Below are 19,913 nucleotides of genomic sequence, written 5' to 3'. Positions count from 1 at the left end.
CCACTTCCGTTTTCTCCCCTGATTAAGCACGTCCCTAATAAGGAGAGCATCATGACTGATACCGTTGACAATACCCAAAACATTCCCGCCCCTGAACCGGGCAAAATTCAGGATCACTTTGATCTGTTCCAAAACGACGAATACCAAGACCTGTTTGCCTACAAGCGTCAGTTTGAAGGAGCCCATAGTTCCAACAAGGTTGCTGAAGTCGCTGAATGGACGAAGTCTTGGGACTATCGGGAAAAAAACTTTGCCCGCGAAGCCCTGACCGTCAATCCAGCTAAGGCCTGTCAGCCGCTAGGCTCTCTATTTGTGGCCTCTGGTTTTGAAGGGACTTTGCCCTACAGTCACGGATCCCAAGGTTGCGTCGCTTACTTCCGCACACACTTAACACGCAACTACAAAGAGCCATTCCAAGCAGTTTCTTCCTCCATGACCGAGGATGCGGCGGTCTTTGGTGGTCTAAATAACATGAAACAGGGTCTGGAAAACGCCTATACCCTCTATAAGCCGAAGATGATTGCCCTGTGCACAACCTGTATGGCGGAAGTCATTGGGGATGACCTGGGTGGATTTGTGGCCACGGCCAAGAACGAAGGCCACATTCCGCAGGAACTGCCAGTACCTTGGGCACACACCCCCAGTTTTGTCGGTTCCCATATTACCGGATATGACAACATGCTGAAGGCGATTCTCAAAACCCTCACTAAGGATAAAAAGGCAGAAACTACCAACGGCAAGTTCAACTTCAACCTGGGGTTCGATCCCTATGTCGGCAACATTCGTGAGCTAAAGCGGATTCTGGGTTTGTTTGGCATTGATTACACCATCCTGTCCGACAACTCCGATACCTTTGACTCTCCCAATACGGGCGAATTCAAGATGTACAACGGACTCACCACCCTAGAAGAGACAGCTGATTCTATCAATGCGGAAGGTACCTTCTTCTTTCAGACGTATACAACACCTAAAACTCAGGAGTTGATTGCCAAAGACTGGGAGCAGAAGACTTACAACTTCCGACCTTTTGGCATCAAAGGAACGGATGAGTTTTTGATGAATCTCTCTGCCATCACCGGCAAGCCGATTCCGCAAGAACTCCAGCAGGAGCGGGGACGTGCGGTGGATGCCCTCACGGATTCTCAAGCTTGGATTCATGGCAAGCGGATTGCCCTGTACGGCGACCCTGACCATGTATTCAACCTTACCCAGTTCTTGCTGGAAACAGGGGCTGAGCCAGTTCACATTGTGGTCACTAACTCTAATGAAGAGTTTGAGGCCGAAATTCGTGAGCTGCTGACCAACAGTCCCTACGGACAAGAGGCCACGGTGTGGGGCAAGAAGGACCTGTGGCACTTGCGATCGCTCCTATTCACAGAGCCAGTTGATCTCTTAATCGGCAACTCCTACGGCAAGTACCTGTGGCGTGACACCCACACTCCTTTAGTCCGCATTGGCTATCCCATCTTTGATCGTCACCATATGCACCGCTATCCCACGCTGGGCTATCAAGGGGCGATCAATCTGTTCAACTGGATTATCAACACAATCCTAGATGAACTCGATCGCCAGACCATCGTACCGGCGAAGACAGACATCTCCTTTGACCTGATTCGCTAGTTCATATTGTCCAGAGACGCACATCCTGCGTCTCTGGTAGCCCTCTGGAGGAATTGACCATGCGTCTGAGTGAAGAAATCGAAATTGATTCCCCCCCTCAGTATGAGATGGGCAGCCGGGTTCGGGTTCGTAAAGTAATTCGCAATGACGGCACCTATCCCGGCAAAGCAGTTGGCTTTCACCTGGCCAAGAAAGGGGACATTGGCTACATCGTTGGCATCGGTACCTACCTACAACGAGCCTATATCTATTCAGTGCATTTTCTAGAAAGTAACTTCGTGGTCGGTTGCCTGGGCAAAGAGCTAGAGCTAACGGAAGACCAAAAAACAGTTTCACTCTAATCACACAATTGGGCCACGACTGATGGTACACGCAACTCACCATAACTCTCTGATACCGAACGCTCCGAAGCCCCCCAGCTTTGATATTCTGAGGCCCCTCCGACGCTGGATTGATCACATTGAAATCGAAGACCGTGCTTTTGCACAACTTCTGTGTCAAGTCATTCCTTGTGCTTGCCCCTTTGAACGAGATATCACCCTTTTTAGTTACACATTGCATATCCCCGCACTGTGCAAACTCAACCCGCTTTACAACGAAATCGTGAACTTGCGTTTTCGAGCACTGACCTATCTGGCTGACTGTTGTGGCGAAGATATAACCCCCTACCTCTGTTGATTCTGAGTCTCTCCCCATATCCTGACCCAAGCTCCTACCCTCTCTCCCTGCCCCTTCATCCCTTCATTGCCATGAAAATGACGACAGGTAAAATCAACGAACTTCTTACCCAGCACGGTTGTGAACACAATCACAAGAAAGACGGCAAGGCCAAAAAGAAAGCTTGTCAGCAGCAAGCCCAACCGGGTGCTGCCCAGGGTGGATGTGCCTTTGATGGCGCTAGTATTGCCCTTGTTCCCGTTACCGACGTTGCCCATTTAGTTCACGGTCCGATCGCCTGTTCCGGGAATTCTTGGGGCAGTCGGGGTAGCCTATCGTCGGGACCGATGATATACAAAATGGGCTTCACCACAGATCTGAATGAAAACGACATTATCTTCGGGGGTGAGAAGAAACTCTACAAAGCCATCCGTGAAGTTAAAGAACGCTACAGTCCCGCTGCAATTTTTGTTTACCTCACCTGTGTCCCCGCCTTGATTGGTGACGATTTAGATGCAGTGTGTCAAGCCGCCAGTGAGAAATTCGATATTCCGGTGGTGCCCGTCACGTCTCCAGGGTTTATGGGCAGCAAAAACCTCGGCAATCGCATGGGCGGCGAAGCCTTGCTGGATTATGTCGTGGGCACTGAGGAACCTGAATACACGACCCCCTATGACATCAACCTGATTGGTGAGTACAACATTGCCGGGGAAATGTGGGGTCTGCTGCCGCTGCTCGAAAAGCTGGGCATTCGTGTCCTCGCCAAGATTACAGGGGATGCCCGCTACCACGAGATTACTTGTGCTCATCGGGCCAAGCTCAACGTCATGATCTGCTCCAAGGCGCTGATCAATATGGCTCACAAGATGCAGGAGCGATATGGCATCCCCTATATCGAAGCGTCGATCTACGGCGTGGAAGATATGAACCATTTGCTGCGTGCGATCGCAACTCAACTGGGCAATGCGGATCTCCAAGCTCGGGTTGAACAACTCATTGAGACTGAAACTCGCAAATTAGACGAGGCCCTCGGCCCTTATCGTCAGCGACTAAAAGGGAAGCGGGTTGTCCTGTATACCGGCGGTGTCAAAAGCTGGTCAATCATCTCCGCTGCCAAAGATCTGGGCATCAATATCGTTGCTACCAGCACCAAAAAGAGCACCGAAGAAGACAAAGCCCGTATCAAAGATCTATTGGGCAAAGATGGCATCATGATGCCCAAAGGGAACGCCCAGGAACTCCTGAAGGTGATTGCAAGAACCAATGCCGACATGCTGATCGCCGGCGGTCGCAATCAATATACTGCCCTAAAAGCAAAAATCCCCTTCCTGGACATTAATCAGGAACGCCATCATCCCTATGCTGGCTATCTAGGCATGATTGAGATGGCAAAGGAACTCGATGAAGCGCTACATAGCCCAATTTGGTCGCAGGTTCGACGGCAGGCACCTTGGGAGAAGACGTCTCGGATCAAGAAGGCTAACAAAGAGGTGGAGCCCCTACCCTCTCCCACACCTGCAACGAAAGTTTTAGCCCGTCGAAAATCCGTCGCAGTCAATCCTCTTAAGCAAAGCCAGCCTCTGGGCGCAGCCCTTGCTTACCTGGGTGTCAAGGGAATGATGCCCTTGTTTCACGGCTCCCAGGGATGTACGGCATTTGCAAAAGTGATGCTCGTTCGACATTTCCGGGAGGCCATCCCTCTATCAACGACTGCGATGACAGAGGTGACGACCATCCTCGGTGGTGAAGAGAATATTGAAACCGCTCTCTCGACACTCGTAGAAAAATCAAAGCCTGAGATCGTGGGGCTGTGTACGACAGGACTCACGGAAACTCGTGGGGATGATATGCGGGGGATCTTGAGAGAGTTACGCCAGCGCAATTCCCAGATTGCAGCTCTCCCGATTGCCTTTGCTTCCACGCCTGACTTTAAAGGGGCCTTGCAAGATGGCTTCGCCGCGGCGGTAGAGTCCCTTGTCCGAGATATTCCTGATCACGACTGGGACGAAGGCTCACAGCAAGAAAATGCCTATGGCCCGTTCTATACCACCGGCCTGCCGTCCCAGGTGACGATCTTGGCTGGTCCCTCTCTCGCCCCAGGAGATGTACAGGCGATCAAAACGATGGTAAGTGCCTTTGGCCTCAATCCTGTGTTGGTGCCGGATCTATCGACATCTTTAGATGGCCATTTGGCTGCAGGCTCTTCGGGGTTGACCAGTGGGGGGACAACCCTCATTCAGCTCAAATCCCTCCCTCACTCTGCCTTTACCCTAGCCATCGGTCAAAGCATGAAACTAGCTGCTGAAATTTTACAACAGCGTTTCGGTACCGAGTACAGACTCTTTGATGGCCTCACGGGACTGGAGAACGTCGATCGCTTTCTGCAAACCCTCTCAGAGATTAGCGATCGCCCCGTCCCTGAACCCTTCCGGCACCAGCGTCACCAACTGCAGGATGCTATTCTGGATACCCACTTTTTCTTTGGCCGCAAGCGCGTGGCTCTAGCTCTAGAACCGGACCTACTCCATACCATTGCCTGGTGGCTGACCACCACTGGAGCTGAAGTCCATGCTGCAGTTACGACCACAAAATCAAAACTACTCAAGAATCTGCCCATTGACACTGTCACCATTGGCGATCTAGAAGACTTTGCCGATCTGGCTTCGGGTGCGGACCTGCTGATCGCCAACTCTAATGCCAAAGCCCTTTCTAAACAGTTGAACATTCCCCTTTATCGCCTTGGGTTCCCCGTGTTGGATCGCCTCGGCAATGGTCAACGCTGCACCATTGGCTATGAGGGGACGATCCAGCTCCTATTCGATATCGGCAATATTTTTCTGGAAGCTGATGAGAACACGGCTCACGCCCAGGTTCATGCCTGGCGAACCGGCAATTTGTAGGGGATGGTTGGTCTCGTTTGCGATTGCCAAAGGCAAATTGGAGACCTTCGCAACTATCCCTTTGCCAGTAGACCCCATCTGAAGGAGGCCCACCACTCATGAAAATTGGATTCACCACCCGCGACTCGGTTCACATTAACGCCCATTTTGGCTCGGCTAGCCAGATTGATGTCTATGACGCCAATGATCGAGGCTACGCCTTTCTAGAAACTCTGAAATTTGAAGATGACCTCAAAGAAGATGGCAACGAAGATAAGCTACAGCCCAAGCTCCAGGCCCTGAAAGACTGTGCCATTGTTTATGTTTCTGCAATTGGAGGCAGTGCTGCCGCCCGCTTGATTCAGAAAAACATTACACCGATTAAGGCCCAATCAGAAAATGACGAAATTCAGGATGTCCTATTGCGGCTAGTAAAGACCCTCAATGGCAGTCCACCCCCATGGCTACGGAAAGCTCTATCCAAAGGCCAAAGCCACACTTTTGAAGACGAGTTTGAAACCACTATCGAGGAGGAAATCACCGTATGAGTTCGACTGAAACCCCCACCCCTGTCCAGGAAGCCGTAGCGATTGACAGCTCCCCCTTTCTCAAAGCCATCGTCCAGCAGATTCGCGCTAACGATGCCTATGGCACCTATCGTAATTGGGCTGATGAGACGCTACTGAAGCCTTATATCATTCCCAAGAAAAAGCGCCGAGAGATCTCTGTAGAAGGTGAAGTTGATGTGATTACCCAAAGCCGAATCCTAGGATTTTATCGGGCGATCGCCGCTCAAATTGAACAAGAAACCGGCCAGCTCTCTCAGGTTGTCGTCGATTTGAGTCACGAAGGCTTTGGTTGGGCGCTGATCTTCTCGGGTCGCCTCATCCTGGTTTCCAAAACGCTACGAGATGCTCAACGATTTGGCTTTGATTCCTTAGAAAAGCTCAACGCCGAAGGCGAAAAGCTCGTGCAAAAAGGGATTGCCCTGAGTCAAACATATCCACAAGTTTGTGATATTTAGCCCAGGCTATCTTTCTTGTGTCCTGTCGCCCCCATTTCTACCGATGACACCCACAACTGTTTCCGAAACCATCGATACACTGAAAACCCGAATCAGAAAGCTCAACAGTAAAGCAGGGCAGATGAAAATGGATCTTCATGACATTGCTGAAGGTCTTCCCACTGATCTCGAAAAACTCCCAGCAGCTGCTGAGGAAACCTACCTCATTTATTGTCAACTCCGTGATCTTAAGCAACAGCTCAAAACTTTGGAGGCCAATCCATGACACCCACAGAATTATCGCTCGCTCAGTTTAATCAGCTCAAAGATGCTGAGGATTATTTTCAATTTTTTAATCTCCCCTTTGATCCACAGGTCTTGAACGTAAATCGTTTACATATTCTACGGAAGTTCTCCCAGCTTGTAGAGGCGGAAGAGAAAGACCTCAGGGAAGAAGAAAAACTAAATGCCTACCGCAAAGCCTTACAAACTGCCTATGACCTGTTTTTAACCTCCTCTTCGGTGGAGCAGAAACTATTCAAGGTTTTTAAGGAGAAACCCAAAGATGTGGTTAGGGTTTCAGACATTACCGTGGAATAGCCTTGTCAGAAGGTGAGGTCTCCATCATTTATCACGCTTAGCGCTAAAACCATGCTGCCATCCTTAACCCCCACTGAAGTTGAACGCTACCGCCGCCAAATCATGCTGCCCGGCCTAGGTGAAACGGGCCAGCGGCAGTTAAAGAAGACAACGGCGTTAGTGACTGGTGTCGGTGGGCTAGGTGGAACTGCGGCACTCTACCTGGCTGTGGCAGGGGTTGGCAAATTGATCCTCATGCGCGGTGGCAACTTGCAGCGGGATGACCTAAATCGGCAAATCCTCATGACCGATGACTGGGTAGGGCAACCTCGGGTCTTCAAAGCCCAAGAAACCTTGACCAACCTTAATCCTGATATTGAAATCGAGGCTATTTGTGAATATGTCAGTGCCGATAACATTGACGCGCTGGTACAGCGGGCTGATATTGCCCTCGATTGTGCCTTTGACTTCGCGGAACGGGACGCCCTGAATGCTGCCTGTGTTCGCTGGGGGAAACCCATGATCGAAGCGGCGATGAACGGGATGGAAGCTTATCTAACGACCATTGTCCCGAGACAAACCCCTTGTCTAACTTGCCTGTTCCCCGAAAAACCCGAATGGGATCGTTGGGGCTTCGGTGTTCTGGGAGCTGTGTCAGGGACCTTAGCCTGTCTTGCGGCCCTGGAGGTTATCAAGCTCGTGACCGGCTTAGGGGAACCGCTACTAGGGCAGCTATTGACGATGGATTTGGCCCGAGCTGAATTCGCAAAACGTCGACCCTACCACGATCCTCAGTGCCCAGTTTGTGGACCAATGCCTGAAGTAACCCGATCCGATCCTGTAGCTGCAAAGATGCCTGAGGATCAACCGGCAATCGTTGCGCTGCCTCCCCTTTGTTGAGTTCTGTTTAGACCCATGTTTTGGACCTCTCTTTGTTTCTTGGTACTTGCGATTGAATTTTGGCGATTCGGCCATCGATACTCTAAGGATGTTGTTCAAGTCCTTGCCTACCTTGCTTCCGTAACCTGTCTGATTATCGGTCTCGCCTTTGCTCATGTTCTCTTAAAGAGTTTCATTCTTCTGGTTTTACTCTTTAATCCCCACTGTCCCCTTGCCTCTAGATTTCGAGAGAAAAATACCTGTTCTCAGCTGTGTCTGAGACGGAAACAATGTCATATGACTCGTTAAACACGTTTTCTTATCAAACATCTTCATGGACAGCAGTCTGCCAGCCATTGTGATGGTGACTCAACGGCTCCTCTCTATTAGCTAATAACCCATATCAGGAGAATTCCTATGACTGTTACCTTGACTGAACTTGCAGAACTTCGGCTACGAACCTTTGTTCGAGGTACCCCTAACCCAACACCCACCCGAGGCATTCGACTGGCCGTGAACGAGGGGGGCTGCAACGGTTATGAATACGACATCAAAGTAGCCGAGGCACCAAAAGCAGATGATGAAATTACCGATACGGGCAGCCTCAAGATTTTTATTGACCCCAGCAGTGCTCCCCTCTTGGATGGCATCGTGGTGGACTACGTCGATGGAATGATAGAGAGCGGCTTTAAATTCACGAATCCCAATGCCACGGACACCTGCGGCTGTGGAAAATCTTTTCAGACAGCCAAGGACTGCAGCCCTGCGGGTGTGCCTTGTTCCTAAGCAACCCATCCCACTCAGTTCGGCATAAAACTGTTCTCATCCAAATGTATTGCATCGGTCAGATGCCCAGATGTCAGCTTATTGAGGAGATCAACCATGACAACTTACCAAGTTCACCTCATCAACAAAAAGCGCGAGATTGATATCACGATTCCCGTTGCAGATGACATGTTTATTCTTGATGCAGCAGAAGAACAAGAGCTAGATCTCCCTTTTTCTTGCCGAGCTGGGGCTTGCTCTAGCTGTGTTGGCAAGATTGTGGAAGGGACAGTGGATCAAGATGATCAGTCTTTTCTAGATGATGCGCAAATCGAAAAGGGATATGCATTACTGTGTGTTGCCTATCCGCGTTCTGATTGCACGATTAAAACCCATATGGAAGCTTATCTTGTTTAGTCAGAATTGCTACCGTTAAACCGTTGGAGGTTACAGATGCTGAGCTTAAACTCGAAGGCTTCCCTCAAACGACTGAAGATTGGAGAACGAGGGGTGATTGCGACCATTAGTGGCGTTAATCCAGCCGTTGCCGAAAAGTTAAAAAGGCTCGGCTTATCTCCCGGTGCTTGGATTGCCCTGGAGCAGCGGTCTCCTCGGTTTGTGGTTCGCACCCGCCAGGGGCCGTTGGCATTAACTCAGGCCATGATTGAGGCCGTTGATGTGCGGCCTCAAGTGGCATAACAGTGAATCCATGATTACTCTGTTTTGATTTTCATTCTGAGTAACAAAGTTCTCATCACCCTGCATTCATTAGGAGCAAAAACCATGGCAAAAATCGGTATTTTTTACGGCAGTACCTCCGGCGTCACAGAAGAGATCGCAGAAAAAATTTATGAGGAACTTGGATCGGAAATCTGTGATTTATACAGTATGGAAGAAGATTTTGATGATGTCGAGGATCTCTTGCAATACGACTATTTATTGCTGGGCTGTTCTACCTGGGGGGCTGGAGAGGTCCAGAATGACTGGCGTGAGCCATTGTTTGATATGGAAGTCGAGAAACCTGATTTCTCCGGCAAAACCATTGCCCTTTTTGGTCCAGGTGATTGTCAAGGTCACAGCAAACATTTTGTCGGTGCTCTGGGGATCCTCTATGACCAATTCAAAGCGCTAGGCGCAAGGATTGTCGGGGCAGTTCCCGCGGAGGGCTATTCCTTTGAAAAATCCACTGCGATTCGGGATGGCAAATTCGTGGGTTTACCCCTTGATGAAGTGAATGAAAGCGATAAAACCGAGCAGCGGATTGCCAACTGGCTAGACATTCTCAAAGCAGACTTTCCATTTCAGGTTGCTTAACCCGTGATCCCCCAGATGTTTGGCCGGATGGTGTGCGATCAACTCTAGTCACCCGTCAAACCTAGTCCCAGTATCCTAGGAGGAGATACAACATGATCACCACCCTAAATCCAGCTCCAAGACTGAATTCCAAGCGAGTGTATCGTCAAAGGGCTGATTATTTTCAGGCTGTTGCCAGGGGGCATCCAAGTGAGATGTTGGTGGCAGCACTTGAACGGTATGAGGGAGTCCCTTCATCTCCAGCCCGGTGTGCCATCAATTTGGGTTACCAAGATGGATGTGACACCGTGGAGTTACTGCGGCGAAAGTGGCAGGTTCTATCCATGGAGGGAGAACCAGACAAGCCTCCTAGATGGCATCGGCGTCAGAATTTCGATCCCCCCCATCTAGATACACGGATGCAGCACCCTAAAAACGGGTTTTTGCCCACTGGTGTTGATCTGAATTAATGCCGGCTTTGGTCTACTTTTTTGTCCTCCTGCAACCTTTCACCAGCTTTGGGACGCAATCGTGCACTCCCTAAAAGCTGGAGGCAGATTTTGTGGATATCTATCCGGTGATCGCGACTACTGGGCAACAGACCCTAATTTTAACTATCTGACGCCAGATCAGATTGAGCAGCTGTTTGAGCCGTTTGATCTAGAAGTTTTTGATGAAGAAGAACATCTGGGCCGTAATGTCCTCGGCGAGGAAAAGTATTGGCATTTATACAATATTGTTGCGCGCAAACGGGGTTAGGCATAGATTTCTTACCCTTGAGCTGAGTTGAGTTCTGCGTTTTACCTTGTAGGTCATCCCTGTCCATACAAAAACTTTCCAAATTTAACTGGAAATGAATATTGATTCCACGAGGAGGGTTACCAATGCCAATTGCCAAAGATGTGACTGAGCTAATTGGCCACACACCCCTAGTACAGTTGAACAACATTCCTCAAGCAGAGGGCTGTGTCGCCCAAATTGTGATCAAGCTTGAGGGTATGAATCCAGCGTCGTCCGTTAAAGACCGCATCGGCTTCAGCATGGTCCAAGCTGCAGAATTGGCGGGTGCGATCGCACCTGGGAAAACAGTGCTGGTGGAACCCACCTCTGGGAATACGGGAATTGCCCTAGCGATGGTTGCAGCCGCTAAGGGCTACCGCCTTATCCTCACCATGCCAGAGTCCATGAGTTTAGAACGTCGGGCCATGCTGCAGGCCTATGGTGCAGAATTAGTGCTCACCCCTAGACAACAAGGAATGAAGGGGGCTATCACTAAAGCGGAGGAAATTGCGGCGACATTGGCCAATGCCTATATGCTTCAGCAGTTTAATAATCCTGCGAATCCTCAAGTTCATCGTGATACCACTGCTGAAGAAATTTGGGCTGACACCGAAGGACAGGTCGATATCGTGGTGGCAGGGGTCGGCACGGGGGGCACGATTACCGGCGTTGCTGAGGTGTTGAAAGACTGTAAACCCGAATTGCGTGCGATCGCAGTCGAACCCGTCAATAGTCCAGTACTCTCTGGAGGTGAGTCTGGCTCCCACACAATCCAGGGGATTGGAGCTGGCTTTATTCCTGCAGTTCTCAATGTTGATTGTATTGATGAGGTGGTTACGGTGACAAACGAGGCGGCCCTTGCCTTGGGTCGTCGCCTTGCCCGCGAAGAAGGTCTCCTCTCTGGGATTTCCACGGGTGCTGCCCTCGCAGCAGCGATCCAAGTGGGTCAGCGAGCTGAAAATGCTGGCAAGTTAATTGTTATGATCCAACCCAGCTTTGGCGAACGCTACTTAAGTAGTGCTTTATTTAAAGATTTAGAACCTGCCTATCCGACCCTGGTGCCCGATAGTCTGCCAGCAAACTATTCGATCCCTAATCCGGTTGCTTGAATGGAACTAATATCATGACAGCTCCCCCCGCCGACAATCCTCGTCAAGCGCGTTATTATGCGTTGATCGATCGATTACTGGCCTGCCCCAATGGTCAAGAGCCTGAAATTCTGGAGGCTGAACCTGACTTGCTGGATGCAGCGTTTGTGCAGGCATTGATGCAAGCAGCTAGCTATTTTGCCCATCAAGATAATCCTGATGCAGCGAAGTTCCTCATTTTTATCGCCAGGGAGCTGTCCCGACAGTTGGGACTCTACCCTACGACTGAAGCAAAAACCTAGGCTGCTTAGCAGTATGGCTCATAAACGTGGAGACCCTATCTGTGAGTGTAATCATGAAACGTCGCCCATTTCTAATCTGGTTTCTGGTGGGGTTGCTTTCCTGTTTAGGGATGAGTTGTAGCTCCCAAATTTACCAGTTGACCTCAAGCGCTCAGGGCACAGCATCCGTGACCATCACGGTTTCTGCCGCTGCTAGTTTGCAAGATGTCCTAGATGCGATCGCACCCCAGTTTCAAACGGCCTATCCTCAAATCAACGTGGATTACAACTTTGGGTCATCTGGGGCGCTTCAGCGGCAAATTGAGCAGGGCGCTCCCGCCGATCTGTTTTTCTCCGCCGGTGTGAAGCCCATGGATCAGCTATCAAAGCAAGGACTGATTGTATCCGGTAGTCATCGCCCCTTAGTGACGAACCGATTAGTTCTGGTTGCCCCCGCCACCTCCCAACAAGACATCACTCATCTTGAGCAGCTCAAAAGCGTTGACATTCGCCGCTTCGCGGTTGGTGAATTCCGTAGTGTTCCTGCCGGACAATATGCTGAACAAGTTTTTGCGAATCTGGATTTGTTAGAATCCCTTCAATCTAAGTTTGTGTTTGGCAATAACGTTCGCGCGGTTCTCGCTGCCGTGGAAAGTGGCAATGCTGAACTCGGAATGGTTTATGCTACCGATGCCGTGCTTTCTCCACAGGTAAAGGTGTTGACCACCATACCCACCAAATCCCACTCGCCGATTGTCTATCCCATTGGGGTGGTGCAGAATGCATCCCATCCTGCAGCAGCTCAAGCTTTTATTGATTTCCTGAACACAGAAACGGCACAAAACACCTTCGAACGCTTTGGATTTGGCCGTGTCTAGGCTACCCTTACCCCCCCTTGGCATTCATGCATGATCTTTCTGCTCTCTGGATCTCCCTCCGCATTGCGACGATTGCCACCGCCATCACATTCTGTTTAGGGATTGCTGCTGCCAATGCTATGCAGCATTATCGGGGACAATGGCGATCTCTCCTGGATAGTCTCTTGCTAGCCCCGATGGTCTTGCCTCCCACCGTGCTGGGCTTCTTATTACTCATGCTTTTGGGGAAGAATGGTCCATTTGGGTTCCTATTTTCGGCCGTGGGCTTCAACCTGGTGTTTACTTGGTACGCCGCAGTCATTACCGCCACCATGGCCGCCTTTCCCCTGATGTACAAAACGACCTTGGGAGCCTTTGAGCAAATTGACCGTAACCTCCAACAGGCGGCCCGGACCTTAGGGGCTTCAGAACGAACCGTTTTTTTGCGGATTACTCTGCCCCTTTCCTTGCCAGGGCTTTTAGCCGGGACCACTCTGGCCTTTGCCCGTGCCCTCGGCGAATTTGGCGCAACCTTAATGTTGGCGGGCAATATTCCCGGACGGACCCAGACCCTGCCGATGGCGATCTACTTCGCGGTTGAAGCGGGAGATTTACGGGAAGCGGCTCAATGGTCGACCCTTGTCCTGGGCTTGTCTTTGGGGGGGATTGTACTAGCGAATGGCATCCACTGTGGGCGGTTTCAACCCCAGCCGCGTCGCCCTCCTAAGCGGGTTGAGAACAGAGACCCCCAACTCCGTAGTATTGTCGTTAATTCTGAGGTTTCTGAGATTCAAGGCTGGGCACTCCATGACCCCGTATTGCCATCCCCTCAATTAGAGGTGGATATTGAGAAGCGATTGCCAGGATTTACCCTATCGGTCAAGTTTATGGCAGCGGACCAACCCTTGGGGATTTTAGGGGCCTCGGGGATGGGGAAGAGCCTGATTTTGCGCTGTATTGCGGGCATCGAAAGACCCGACCAGGGCCGCATTGTACTCAATGGTCGGGTGCTGTTTGATGCTGACTTGGGGATTGACGTCACAAGTTGCGATCGCAACGTCGGGATGCTTTTCCAAAACTACGCCTTGTTTCCCCACTTAACCGTCGCTCAAAATGTCGCCTTTGGCCTTTATCGGCGTCGGCAACTCTCGTCCACTCAGATCAAGGCTGCGGTCAACCAGCAACTGAGCCTCCTTCACCTGGCGTCCTTGGCCCACCGCTATCCCCATCAGCTATCAGGGGGGCAGCAGCAGCGGGTTGCGCTGGCCCGTGCCCTGGCGAATCAGCCTCAAGTATTACTGCTGGATGAACCCTTTTCCGCCCTCGATACTCACCTTCGCAACCTAATCGAGCGGCAACTGATCCTCCGGCTGCAGGGTTACCCCGGCATCACTCTCCTGGTAACTCACAATTTAGAAGAAGCCTTTCGAATGTGTCACGGTTTACTGATGATAGACAACGGTACCATTATTGCCATTGGCCCCAAACATAAGATTTTTGAACGGCCCCATACCGTCAAGGCGGCTCGCCTGACGGGCTGTAAAAACTTTTCTCTCGCCGTGGCCCGGGGGCCTAACCAAGTGGAAGCGCTCAACTGGCATTGTCTGCTTCAGACCTTCGAACCCTTACCTCCCCAGTTGAGCCAGATTGGAATTCGGGCTCACCAGCTTTGCTTCTCTACCCACTCTCCTTCATCTGCCTCCCCCAATACTTTTCCCTGCTGGCTGGCGGCTACCAGTGAAACGCCCCATCGGATGACCCTTTACTTAAAGTTGCATGGTCCCCCGAACCATGGGCAAGACTATCACCTGCAGGCAGAAGTATTTAAAGAAAAATGGGTTGCGCTGAAGGATCAGCCTCAACCATGGACTGTTTACTTGGATCCCCTGCGATTGCTGCTATTAGAAGATCCACCGCCTCAGCGATAGTCAAGTTTAGCCCTCACCCCCCAGCCCTCTCTCAATTGGAAGACTATGCAAGAGGGTACTTCAAGCAGTACCAGTATGACTTTTATGAATTCGCCAACAGTGTCGCCCCTTCAAGTACCCCTACTAGGTAAAGGTTTCGGAGTTGGAGATGAAGTTATGGGTTACAGACCGCAAAGTTCTTTGTCCTCCTTAGATACATTTGGATTTGTGAGCAGGTAATCCTTCAGCCAATTACAGCTATGTGCCACGAAAAGATCTATCGACCAAGGCCACAGTTTGATGGTTGTGTCACTACTGGCAGAGGCAAGGATGTTTCCATCAGGACTAAAGGCCACATTATTGACAGCAGTTGTATGTCCTTTGAGAGTGTTGAGAAGTTTCCCACTTCGATCCCATAACTTGATAGTGTTGTCCTCACTGGCAGAGGCAAGGATGTTTCCATCAGGACTAAAGGCCACACTGATAACAGTATCAGTATGCCCTTTGAGGGAGTTGAGAAGTTTCCCACTTCGATCCCATAACTTGATAGTGTTATCCTCACTAACAGAGGCGAGGGTGTTTCTATCAGGACTAAAGGCCACACTATAGCCAGTATCAATATGCCCTTTGAGGGAGTTGAGGAGTTCCTCACTTCGATCCCATAACTTGATGGTGCCGTTCCTACTTGCAGAGGTGAGGGTGTTTCTATCAGGACTAAAGGCCACACTATAGACAGTATCAGTATGCTCTTTGAGGGAGTTGAGGAGTTTCCCACTTCGATCCCATAACTTGATGGTGTTGTCCTCACTGGCAGAGATGAGGGTGTTTCCATCAGGACTAAAGACCACACTGATAACACCAGCTTGGTGACTATTTAATTGATTATGTTGGTGGAAGCTAGGTGGACTACTCGAAACAGCATTGTTTCTGATGGACACATTCTTTAAAAACAAGCTGGTTGTGGAAGACAGAATGGTTGAATCTTGATTGTTTGAAGCCCTTAGCATTTGTCCAACCTGAGTGAGCATCACCAAGGCATCTAGGTGATTATTCGCTACTGTCAGCGCCCGAGCGTCATGTAAAAGTTGATTCATGTGCCTGGTGGGAGCTGTAATTGTCCACCAAGCATAAAGACCTACTGAAACAAAGATGAAACCAATAACAACAGTTAACCTTAATTTCTGACGGCGGAGAATTTTCTCATATTGACTTCCATGGAATAAAGGCTTGAGATCTTCAGGAATCGCCACTGTTAGCAGTGATTCTTTGGTCATAAAGTCCAGAAAAATAAAGTCACGTAACGGAGCTTCATCGCTTGTTTGACGTGATAGCAATCGTAGTAGGGGACGGGTTAAGTTGGGTAATGTTTGCTGATACTGCTGAGCAATCTCTAACTGAAGCGGCCCAATGTCTCCTCTCACTGCCATTACCATCAGTTGTCGAAAAGCTTGACGTACTGCCTTATTTTGATCTGGTGTCAAATTTAATACTAGATACCGCCTTAACCAATCGGGAATGTAGCCATAGCGAAACCACGGTAAACGTACCAGCTTTGAAAGGATAGGACCAGATAACAAAGCTCGCCCCTCAGTATTCTTAAGCACATTTCCTAAGTAAACCGTTATTGTCCAATGGAGTTCAGGAAATACAGCGCAAGCGGCAAACCAATACAAGCCTGATTCTTCCAAATACGTGGCAAGTTCTGATAGCATCTGTTGCCCTTTTTCCGCTCTTGGTGGATACCTTCCCAACCACTGCTGTGACCGGATCGCTAGCATCTCAGGAAAAGGTGTTGAAGGCGTTTCAGCCAATCGATAGACAGTAGAACCTTTAAGGAAAATTTGTGGAAATGCAGCGATGCCTTGGGGGGTTAAGGGTAGCACAATAAACTTCTGCATCAAATTCAATTCCCATTGACTCCAACTTTCCACGGGGTTAGGGGTTAAAAGCACCCGTTGCTCCCAGGCTTGAAGCAGATCGAGCCAGGTTTTTGGTTTCCCCGTTTGATGGCTAAATAGGATCTCTGCTTCGACCACAATTACTAGCCGATCTCTGCCGTATTGACTGAATAGGTCTTGCAATGACTGGGGGTAATGGCTCTGGAGTTCTGGATAACAAACCTGAGCATCCTCGTCAAAGAAAAAGCGTTTGATGTAGACCCCGTTTTGTTGAAGTTGTTGAATTAATTCTTCCGTTAGCTTAGCTTGGTGATCCGCATAACTGGCACGATCGATTAAAAACAGATATTCAGGTATGGTTTTTTTTGTGCAATAAATCGGTGTTAGCCATCCTCCTTGCTTGATAGAAGCTAGAAGAGTTTGCTGTATGTCAAGAGTGTTGGCAAATTGTCGGGTTCGTCGGCGTAACTGCTGGGCCGTTTGAAATACAAGGTTGGATGAAAATAGCGAACTTTCGATGCCCTGCATTGAAAGCTTCTGGAGTTCAGGCGAATGGTTGCTTTCTCGACGATTGAGAAACTGACGGGCGCTTCGATACCACCAGAAGCGCCAAATCAATAGAGTTGCTACAACTACTCCAAAAAAAAGAATGGCTCTCCATTGAAATCGTTCATTTTTAACCATTGAAGATGGTGGGAGAGGAGTTTCTAATGAGAATGGGTCAGGTACTTCGCTAGGTTGGAGGCTAGGTACTTCGCTAGGTTGGGGGCTAGGTACTTCGCTAGGTTGGGGACTAGGTACTTCGCTAGGTTGGGGAGCATTACTAGGGCGAGTTGCAGACGTCGGCTCCGGCAATGGAGTACTTGTTGAATGACTTAGGGGAATATCTTTTTGCAGTTTATGGCTCGGGAATAATAGCACTGCGCAGATAATAACAACTCCTGTTAAGAGCCGTGTTAAAGTCTTGCCTCCCCTTTGAATACGGTCCAAATCCTCTACCAAGCTTTTAGCGTTATGTTCTGGAATTTCATGACGACGAAAATCTTCTAGATTCAGCTGCCGAAAATCGTCTAGATTCAGCTGTTTTGTCCATCCATCGAATCGCTCTTGGAAATCAATCTGTTCTATGGCAGAACTGCAGACGATGGGGCCAATAAAGGACCTTAAATTCCTTAAGTCAGGCAGTTCACCTTGAGTCGCCAGGGTTAAAACCAGATCCTGAACGGCAATATATTGCTGAATGCCAATGTTGTAACCTGCATCTCGCAGATCATCCAAAAACTGAACTAGCAGTTCAGACGCTACCCATTCTGGAGTGGTTGCTGTTCCTGACTCCATCGTTCAATAACACCTCTGGCTTTGGGGATATCTTCAGCCGTTTTGATCAAACTACTCAAAGTCTTCAATACCAGACTCCGATCTTCTAAGGGGTTAGATTTGCCCTCTCCAAATCGCTGTAGTGTCAACACCCAGCCCAGTAGTTCAGCCGTTGCAGGCTTTTTACGCAGGCCGTTCTCAGGTGCACGTAAGCGATCAAATATATCCAATGCCGTTCTCAAAAATGCATTGTTGATATCAGTATTCGTTCCTAGGTGGCTGGCAATAATATGCGTTAACCGCTCCTTCGTGGGGAATGGCACATTGTAGTAAATACACCGCCGTAGAAAGGCATCTGGCAGGTCTTTTTCTGAATTGCTAGTAATTACAACCAGCGGCTGGAGGGCAGGATCTGCTTCGATCTTGGCATTCTCCAACTCGCTGACCTTGAAATACAGTTGCTCCAGCTCGTTGAGCAGATCATTTGGGAAGTCCCGTGGGGCTTTATCCACTTCATCAATCAATACCACAGAGCGCTGGGGTTGAAACGCCCCAAAATCGGCGGGGAGGTAAGGTTTGACCTCATCCCACGGTCGAGTACGTAGAATAGCTAACCCTAAAGCTTGATAGGAGATGTAGTTCAAGATCGTGCTCGACTCCAAGCCACTTTGAATATCTTGGAACCGCTTAAGGGCGTCGTAGGTATAAAACAGATCACGCGCGGTACTATCAGACTTGGTTTCAAATTTGAGCGGAGGTTCAAACCCCAATTCCCAAGCCAAGTTATAGGCAAATTGAGTTTTCCCAGTGCCTGGTTCCCCAGTCAGCAGCAAAGGCTGACCCAGCAGTAACGCCACATTACAGGCATCTCGTAACCCGTCATCTGCAATATAGCTTTCAGGATTGAGTAATCGAGAACGCTGAGGGATTGGTAAGCTAGCCGCCACCTGGCGACGGTTCCCACTGGCATCTCCCCGATAAAATGGGAGTTCCATCAAAGTTGCCTCCCACTGATAACCGCCTTTTTAAGCAGATCTCTTAATTGGTCTGCAACTTGATCCATCGGCATTGTCTCTTCTTGCTCAAACATCTGACGCACAGCACTCAACAGTTGCTCTAAGACTGCTTCCCCCGCGAAAGTTTTAGTATCAGGGCAACGCACCCAGTCTTCAACATGGTTACGGTTTACATTGCTGAGCTTGGGTAAAACAGTACCCGTGAAGTGATTAAATTCTTTAAATTCTGATGCATCCAGAGTTTCTAGGTGCTCCGTAATCTCACGATTCAGCTTTTGACATCGGCGACATTTTAGAAATCTTTTCAACCAAGCAAAAGGGTTGATCAACCACCCACGTTTCTGCTTTTGTGCTGAACGCTTGAGTTGATATTTGATAAAGATGCAAACGATCAGAGTTTGATTAATCCCTAATTCCGGCCATTGCTGCCAAAATTCTAAGATTTTATGCAGTAAGCCTGGTCCTAACCGACGCCAATCGTCTGTCAGCAGGTGTAAATGTACGATAACAGGGCCGGGATGTTTACCAAAAGTCTTGTTAATTTCCTCAGCGGAAGCATAACTATTATTCTCAACAGTATCCGCTAAGTTCTTAGTGAGTCGTGCAGAGAGCTGCTCCAACTTCTTGAGCGTAGAGGGCCATGTCAGGTGATGTTCTTTAATCGCAGTTTGCTTGAGGTCAAGGTTTAAGAGACGGGGTAAGGAAACCTTACGCAAACGTTCTAAGAACTTGTCATGACTTTGTAACTCATCCCCATGTATCAGACAGATTAAAGGTTGTTGTTGGGGCCGTGAGTGCCATCTTTGTATCGCTTGACTCAGCGTAAACTCCTGATCCGTTCGATCAGGTAAATAAGGCAAGAGCGACGGAATGACTGGCATTGCGCTCAAACCTTTCTGATCTAGGGCTATCCCGTTACTATCAACAAAATAGACGTTGCTCCCGGATATATTATTCGCATTCCCCCCAGACATCTGTCCAAAAGCCTGCCCCAGATTTTTGCCCATATCCTGTTGAGCCTGATTGGTTGGCTTTGGGCTTGGCTCTGGAGAACTCTCTGGCGATGGATGCATTGGGGGCAGATCACACTAAAG

Annotated in this window: 22 protein-coding genes; 19 read left to right on the top strand and 3 right to left on the bottom strand. The window is 49.4% G+C overall.

All coding sequences use genetic code 11. The features are described 5' to 3' along the window. Positions 1 to 51 precede the first annotated feature (51 nt). From nifK to modB, 19 genes are all read left to right on the top strand, one after another. Positions 52 to 1,620, top strand: coding sequence for a nitrogenase molybdenum-iron protein subunit beta (gene nifK / locus Q0991_RS03670; RefSeq protein WP_299485616.1), 1,569 nt, complete (start codon positions 52 to 54; stop codon positions 1,618 to 1,620). A 59-nt stretch (positions 1,621 to 1,679) separates the two neighbouring features. Further along, on the top strand, positions 1,680 to 1,961 hold the full coding sequence (locus Q0991_RS03665) for a nitrogen fixation protein NifZ (protein WP_299485614.1): 282 nt from the start codon (positions 1,680 to 1,682) through the stop codon (positions 1,959 to 1,961). A 22-nt stretch (positions 1,962 to 1,983) separates the two neighbouring features. Next, positions 1,984 to 2,298: a Mo-dependent nitrogenase C-terminal domain-containing protein gene (locus Q0991_RS03660; RefSeq protein WP_299485612.1), complete on the top strand. Its 315-nt coding sequence runs from the start codon at positions 1,984 to 1,986 to the stop codon at positions 2,296 to 2,298. 71 nt (positions 2,299 to 2,369) lie between these two features. Then, a complete protein-coding gene (locus Q0991_RS03655) occupies positions 2,370 to 5,177 on the top strand; it encodes a bifunctional nitrogenase iron-molybdenum cofactor biosynthesis protein NifEN (RefSeq protein WP_299485610.1) in 2,808 nt (935 codons plus the stop codon). Between the two features lie 98 nt (positions 5,178 to 5,275). Further along, positions 5,276 to 5,704: a nitrogen fixation protein NifX gene (gene nifX, locus Q0991_RS03650; RefSeq protein ID WP_299485608.1), complete on the top strand. Its 429-nt coding sequence runs from the start codon at positions 5,276 to 5,278 to the stop codon at positions 5,702 to 5,704. Next, complete coding sequence (locus Q0991_RS03645; protein ID WP_299485607.1) at positions 5,701 to 6,180, top strand: NifX-associated nitrogen fixation protein; 480 nt, start codon at positions 5,701 to 5,703, stop codon at positions 6,178 to 6,180. Before nifX ends, Q0991_RS03645 begins: the two co-directional genes overlap by 4 nt. A gap of 43 nt (positions 6,181 to 6,223) precedes the next feature. Continuing rightward, positions 6,224 to 6,445 carry a CCE_0567 family metalloprotein gene (locus Q0991_RS03640; RefSeq protein ID WP_299485605.1) on the top strand — a complete coding sequence of 74 codons (222 nt, stop codon included), beginning with the start codon at positions 6,224 to 6,226 and terminating at the stop codon, positions 6,443 to 6,445. Next, positions 6,442 to 6,759, top strand: coding sequence for a nitrogenase-stabilizing/protective protein NifW (nifW, locus tag Q0991_RS03635; protein WP_299485603.1), 318 nt, complete (start codon positions 6,442 to 6,444; stop codon positions 6,757 to 6,759). The genes Q0991_RS03640 and nifW overlap by 4 nt, the downstream gene beginning before the upstream one ends. 51 nt (positions 6,760 to 6,810) lie before the next feature. Further along, positions 6,811 to 7,638, top strand: coding sequence for a HesA/MoeB/ThiF family protein (locus tag Q0991_RS03630; RefSeq protein WP_299485601.1), 828 nt, complete (start codon positions 6,811 to 6,813; stop codon positions 7,636 to 7,638). A 396-nt stretch (positions 7,639 to 8,034) separates the two neighbouring features. Next, positions 8,035 to 8,403 carry an iron-sulfur cluster assembly accessory protein gene (locus tag Q0991_RS03625; RefSeq protein ID WP_299485599.1) on the top strand — a complete coding sequence of 123 codons (369 nt, stop codon included), beginning with the start codon at positions 8,035 to 8,037 and terminating at the stop codon, positions 8,401 to 8,403. A 96-nt stretch (positions 8,404 to 8,499) separates the two neighbouring features. Beyond that, positions 8,500 to 8,799 carry a 2Fe-2S iron-sulfur cluster-binding protein gene (locus Q0991_RS03620; protein WP_299485598.1) on the top strand — a complete coding sequence of 100 codons (300 nt, stop codon included), beginning with the start codon at positions 8,500 to 8,502 and terminating at the stop codon, positions 8,797 to 8,799. Positions 8,800 to 8,835: 36 nt separating this feature from the next. Beyond that, complete coding sequence (locus Q0991_RS03615; RefSeq protein ID WP_299485597.1) at positions 8,836 to 9,081, top strand: ferrous iron transport protein A; 246 nt, start codon at positions 8,836 to 8,838, stop codon at positions 9,079 to 9,081. Positions 9,082 to 9,165: 84 nt separating this feature from the next. Then, entirely contained in the window at positions 9,166 to 9,696 is a 531-nt protein-coding gene (locus Q0991_RS03610) for a flavodoxin (protein WP_299485595.1), read from the top strand. Positions 9,697 to 9,788: 92 nt separating this feature from the next. Further along, complete coding sequence (locus tag Q0991_RS03605; RefSeq protein WP_299485593.1) at positions 9,789 to 10,145, top strand: hypothetical protein; 357 nt, start codon at positions 9,789 to 9,791, stop codon at positions 10,143 to 10,145. Between the two features lie 61 nt (positions 10,146 to 10,206). Beyond that, complete coding sequence (locus Q0991_RS03600) at positions 10,207 to 10,434, top strand: hypothetical protein (protein WP_299485591.1); 228 nt, start codon at positions 10,207 to 10,209, stop codon at positions 10,432 to 10,434. Positions 10,435 to 10,559: 125 nt separating this feature from the next. Next, on the top strand, positions 10,560 to 11,564 hold the full coding sequence (cysK, locus tag Q0991_RS03595) for a cysteine synthase A (protein ID WP_299485589.1): 1,005 nt from the start codon (positions 10,560 to 10,562) through the stop codon (positions 11,562 to 11,564). Between the two features lie 14 nt (positions 11,565 to 11,578). Beyond that, the gene (locus Q0991_RS03590) at positions 11,579 to 11,845 is read left to right on the top strand and encodes a hypothetical protein (RefSeq protein ID WP_299485587.1); all 267 of its coding nucleotides are present in this window, start codon (positions 11,579 to 11,581) and stop codon (positions 11,843 to 11,845) included. 53 nt (positions 11,846 to 11,898) lie between these two features. Then, positions 11,899 to 12,702, top strand: a complete 804-nt coding sequence (gene modA / locus Q0991_RS03585; RefSeq protein WP_299485586.1) for a molybdate ABC transporter substrate-binding protein — start codon at positions 11,899 to 11,901, stop codon at positions 12,700 to 12,702. Between the two features lie 26 nt (positions 12,703 to 12,728). After that, positions 12,729 to 14,609: a molybdate ABC transporter permease subunit gene (gene modB, locus Q0991_RS03580; RefSeq protein WP_299485584.1), complete on the top strand. Its 1,881-nt coding sequence runs from the start codon at positions 12,729 to 12,731 to the stop codon at positions 14,607 to 14,609. Positions 14,610 to 14,770: 161 nt separating this feature from the next. Here modB and Q0991_RS03575 read toward each other — a convergent pair whose 3' ends face one another. The 3 genes from Q0991_RS03575 to Q0991_RS03565 are packed head-to-tail and all read right to left on the bottom strand — an operon-like array spanning position 14,771 to position 19,892. Then, the gene (locus Q0991_RS03575; RefSeq protein ID WP_299485582.1) at positions 14,771 to 17,824 is read right to left on the bottom strand and encodes a hypothetical protein; all 3,054 of its coding nucleotides are present in this window, start codon (positions 17,822 to 17,824) and stop codon (positions 14,771 to 14,773) included. Further along, positions 17,788 to 18,798 carry a MoxR family ATPase gene (locus tag Q0991_RS03570; RefSeq protein ID WP_299485580.1) on the bottom strand — a complete coding sequence of 337 codons (1,011 nt, stop codon included), beginning with the start codon at positions 18,796 to 18,798 and terminating at the stop codon, positions 17,788 to 17,790. The genes Q0991_RS03575 and Q0991_RS03570 overlap by 37 nt, the downstream gene beginning before the upstream one ends. Beyond that, positions 18,798 to 19,892 carry a hypothetical protein gene (locus Q0991_RS03565; RefSeq protein WP_299485578.1) on the bottom strand — a complete coding sequence of 365 codons (1,095 nt, stop codon included), beginning with the start codon at positions 19,890 to 19,892 and terminating at the stop codon, positions 18,798 to 18,800. The genes Q0991_RS03570 and Q0991_RS03565 overlap by 1 nt, the downstream gene beginning before the upstream one ends. Between the last annotated feature and the right edge of the window lie 21 nt (positions 19,893 to 19,913).

Source organism: Acaryochloris sp. IP29b_bin.137, from assembly GCF_028285745.1.
Classification (GTDB): domain Bacteria; phylum Cyanobacteriota; class Cyanobacteriia; order Thermosynechococcales; family Thermosynechococcaceae; genus Acaryochloris.
The sequence above is the reverse complement of the archived record's forward strand: the minus strand, read 5'-3'. Positions and strand labels throughout refer to the sequence as shown.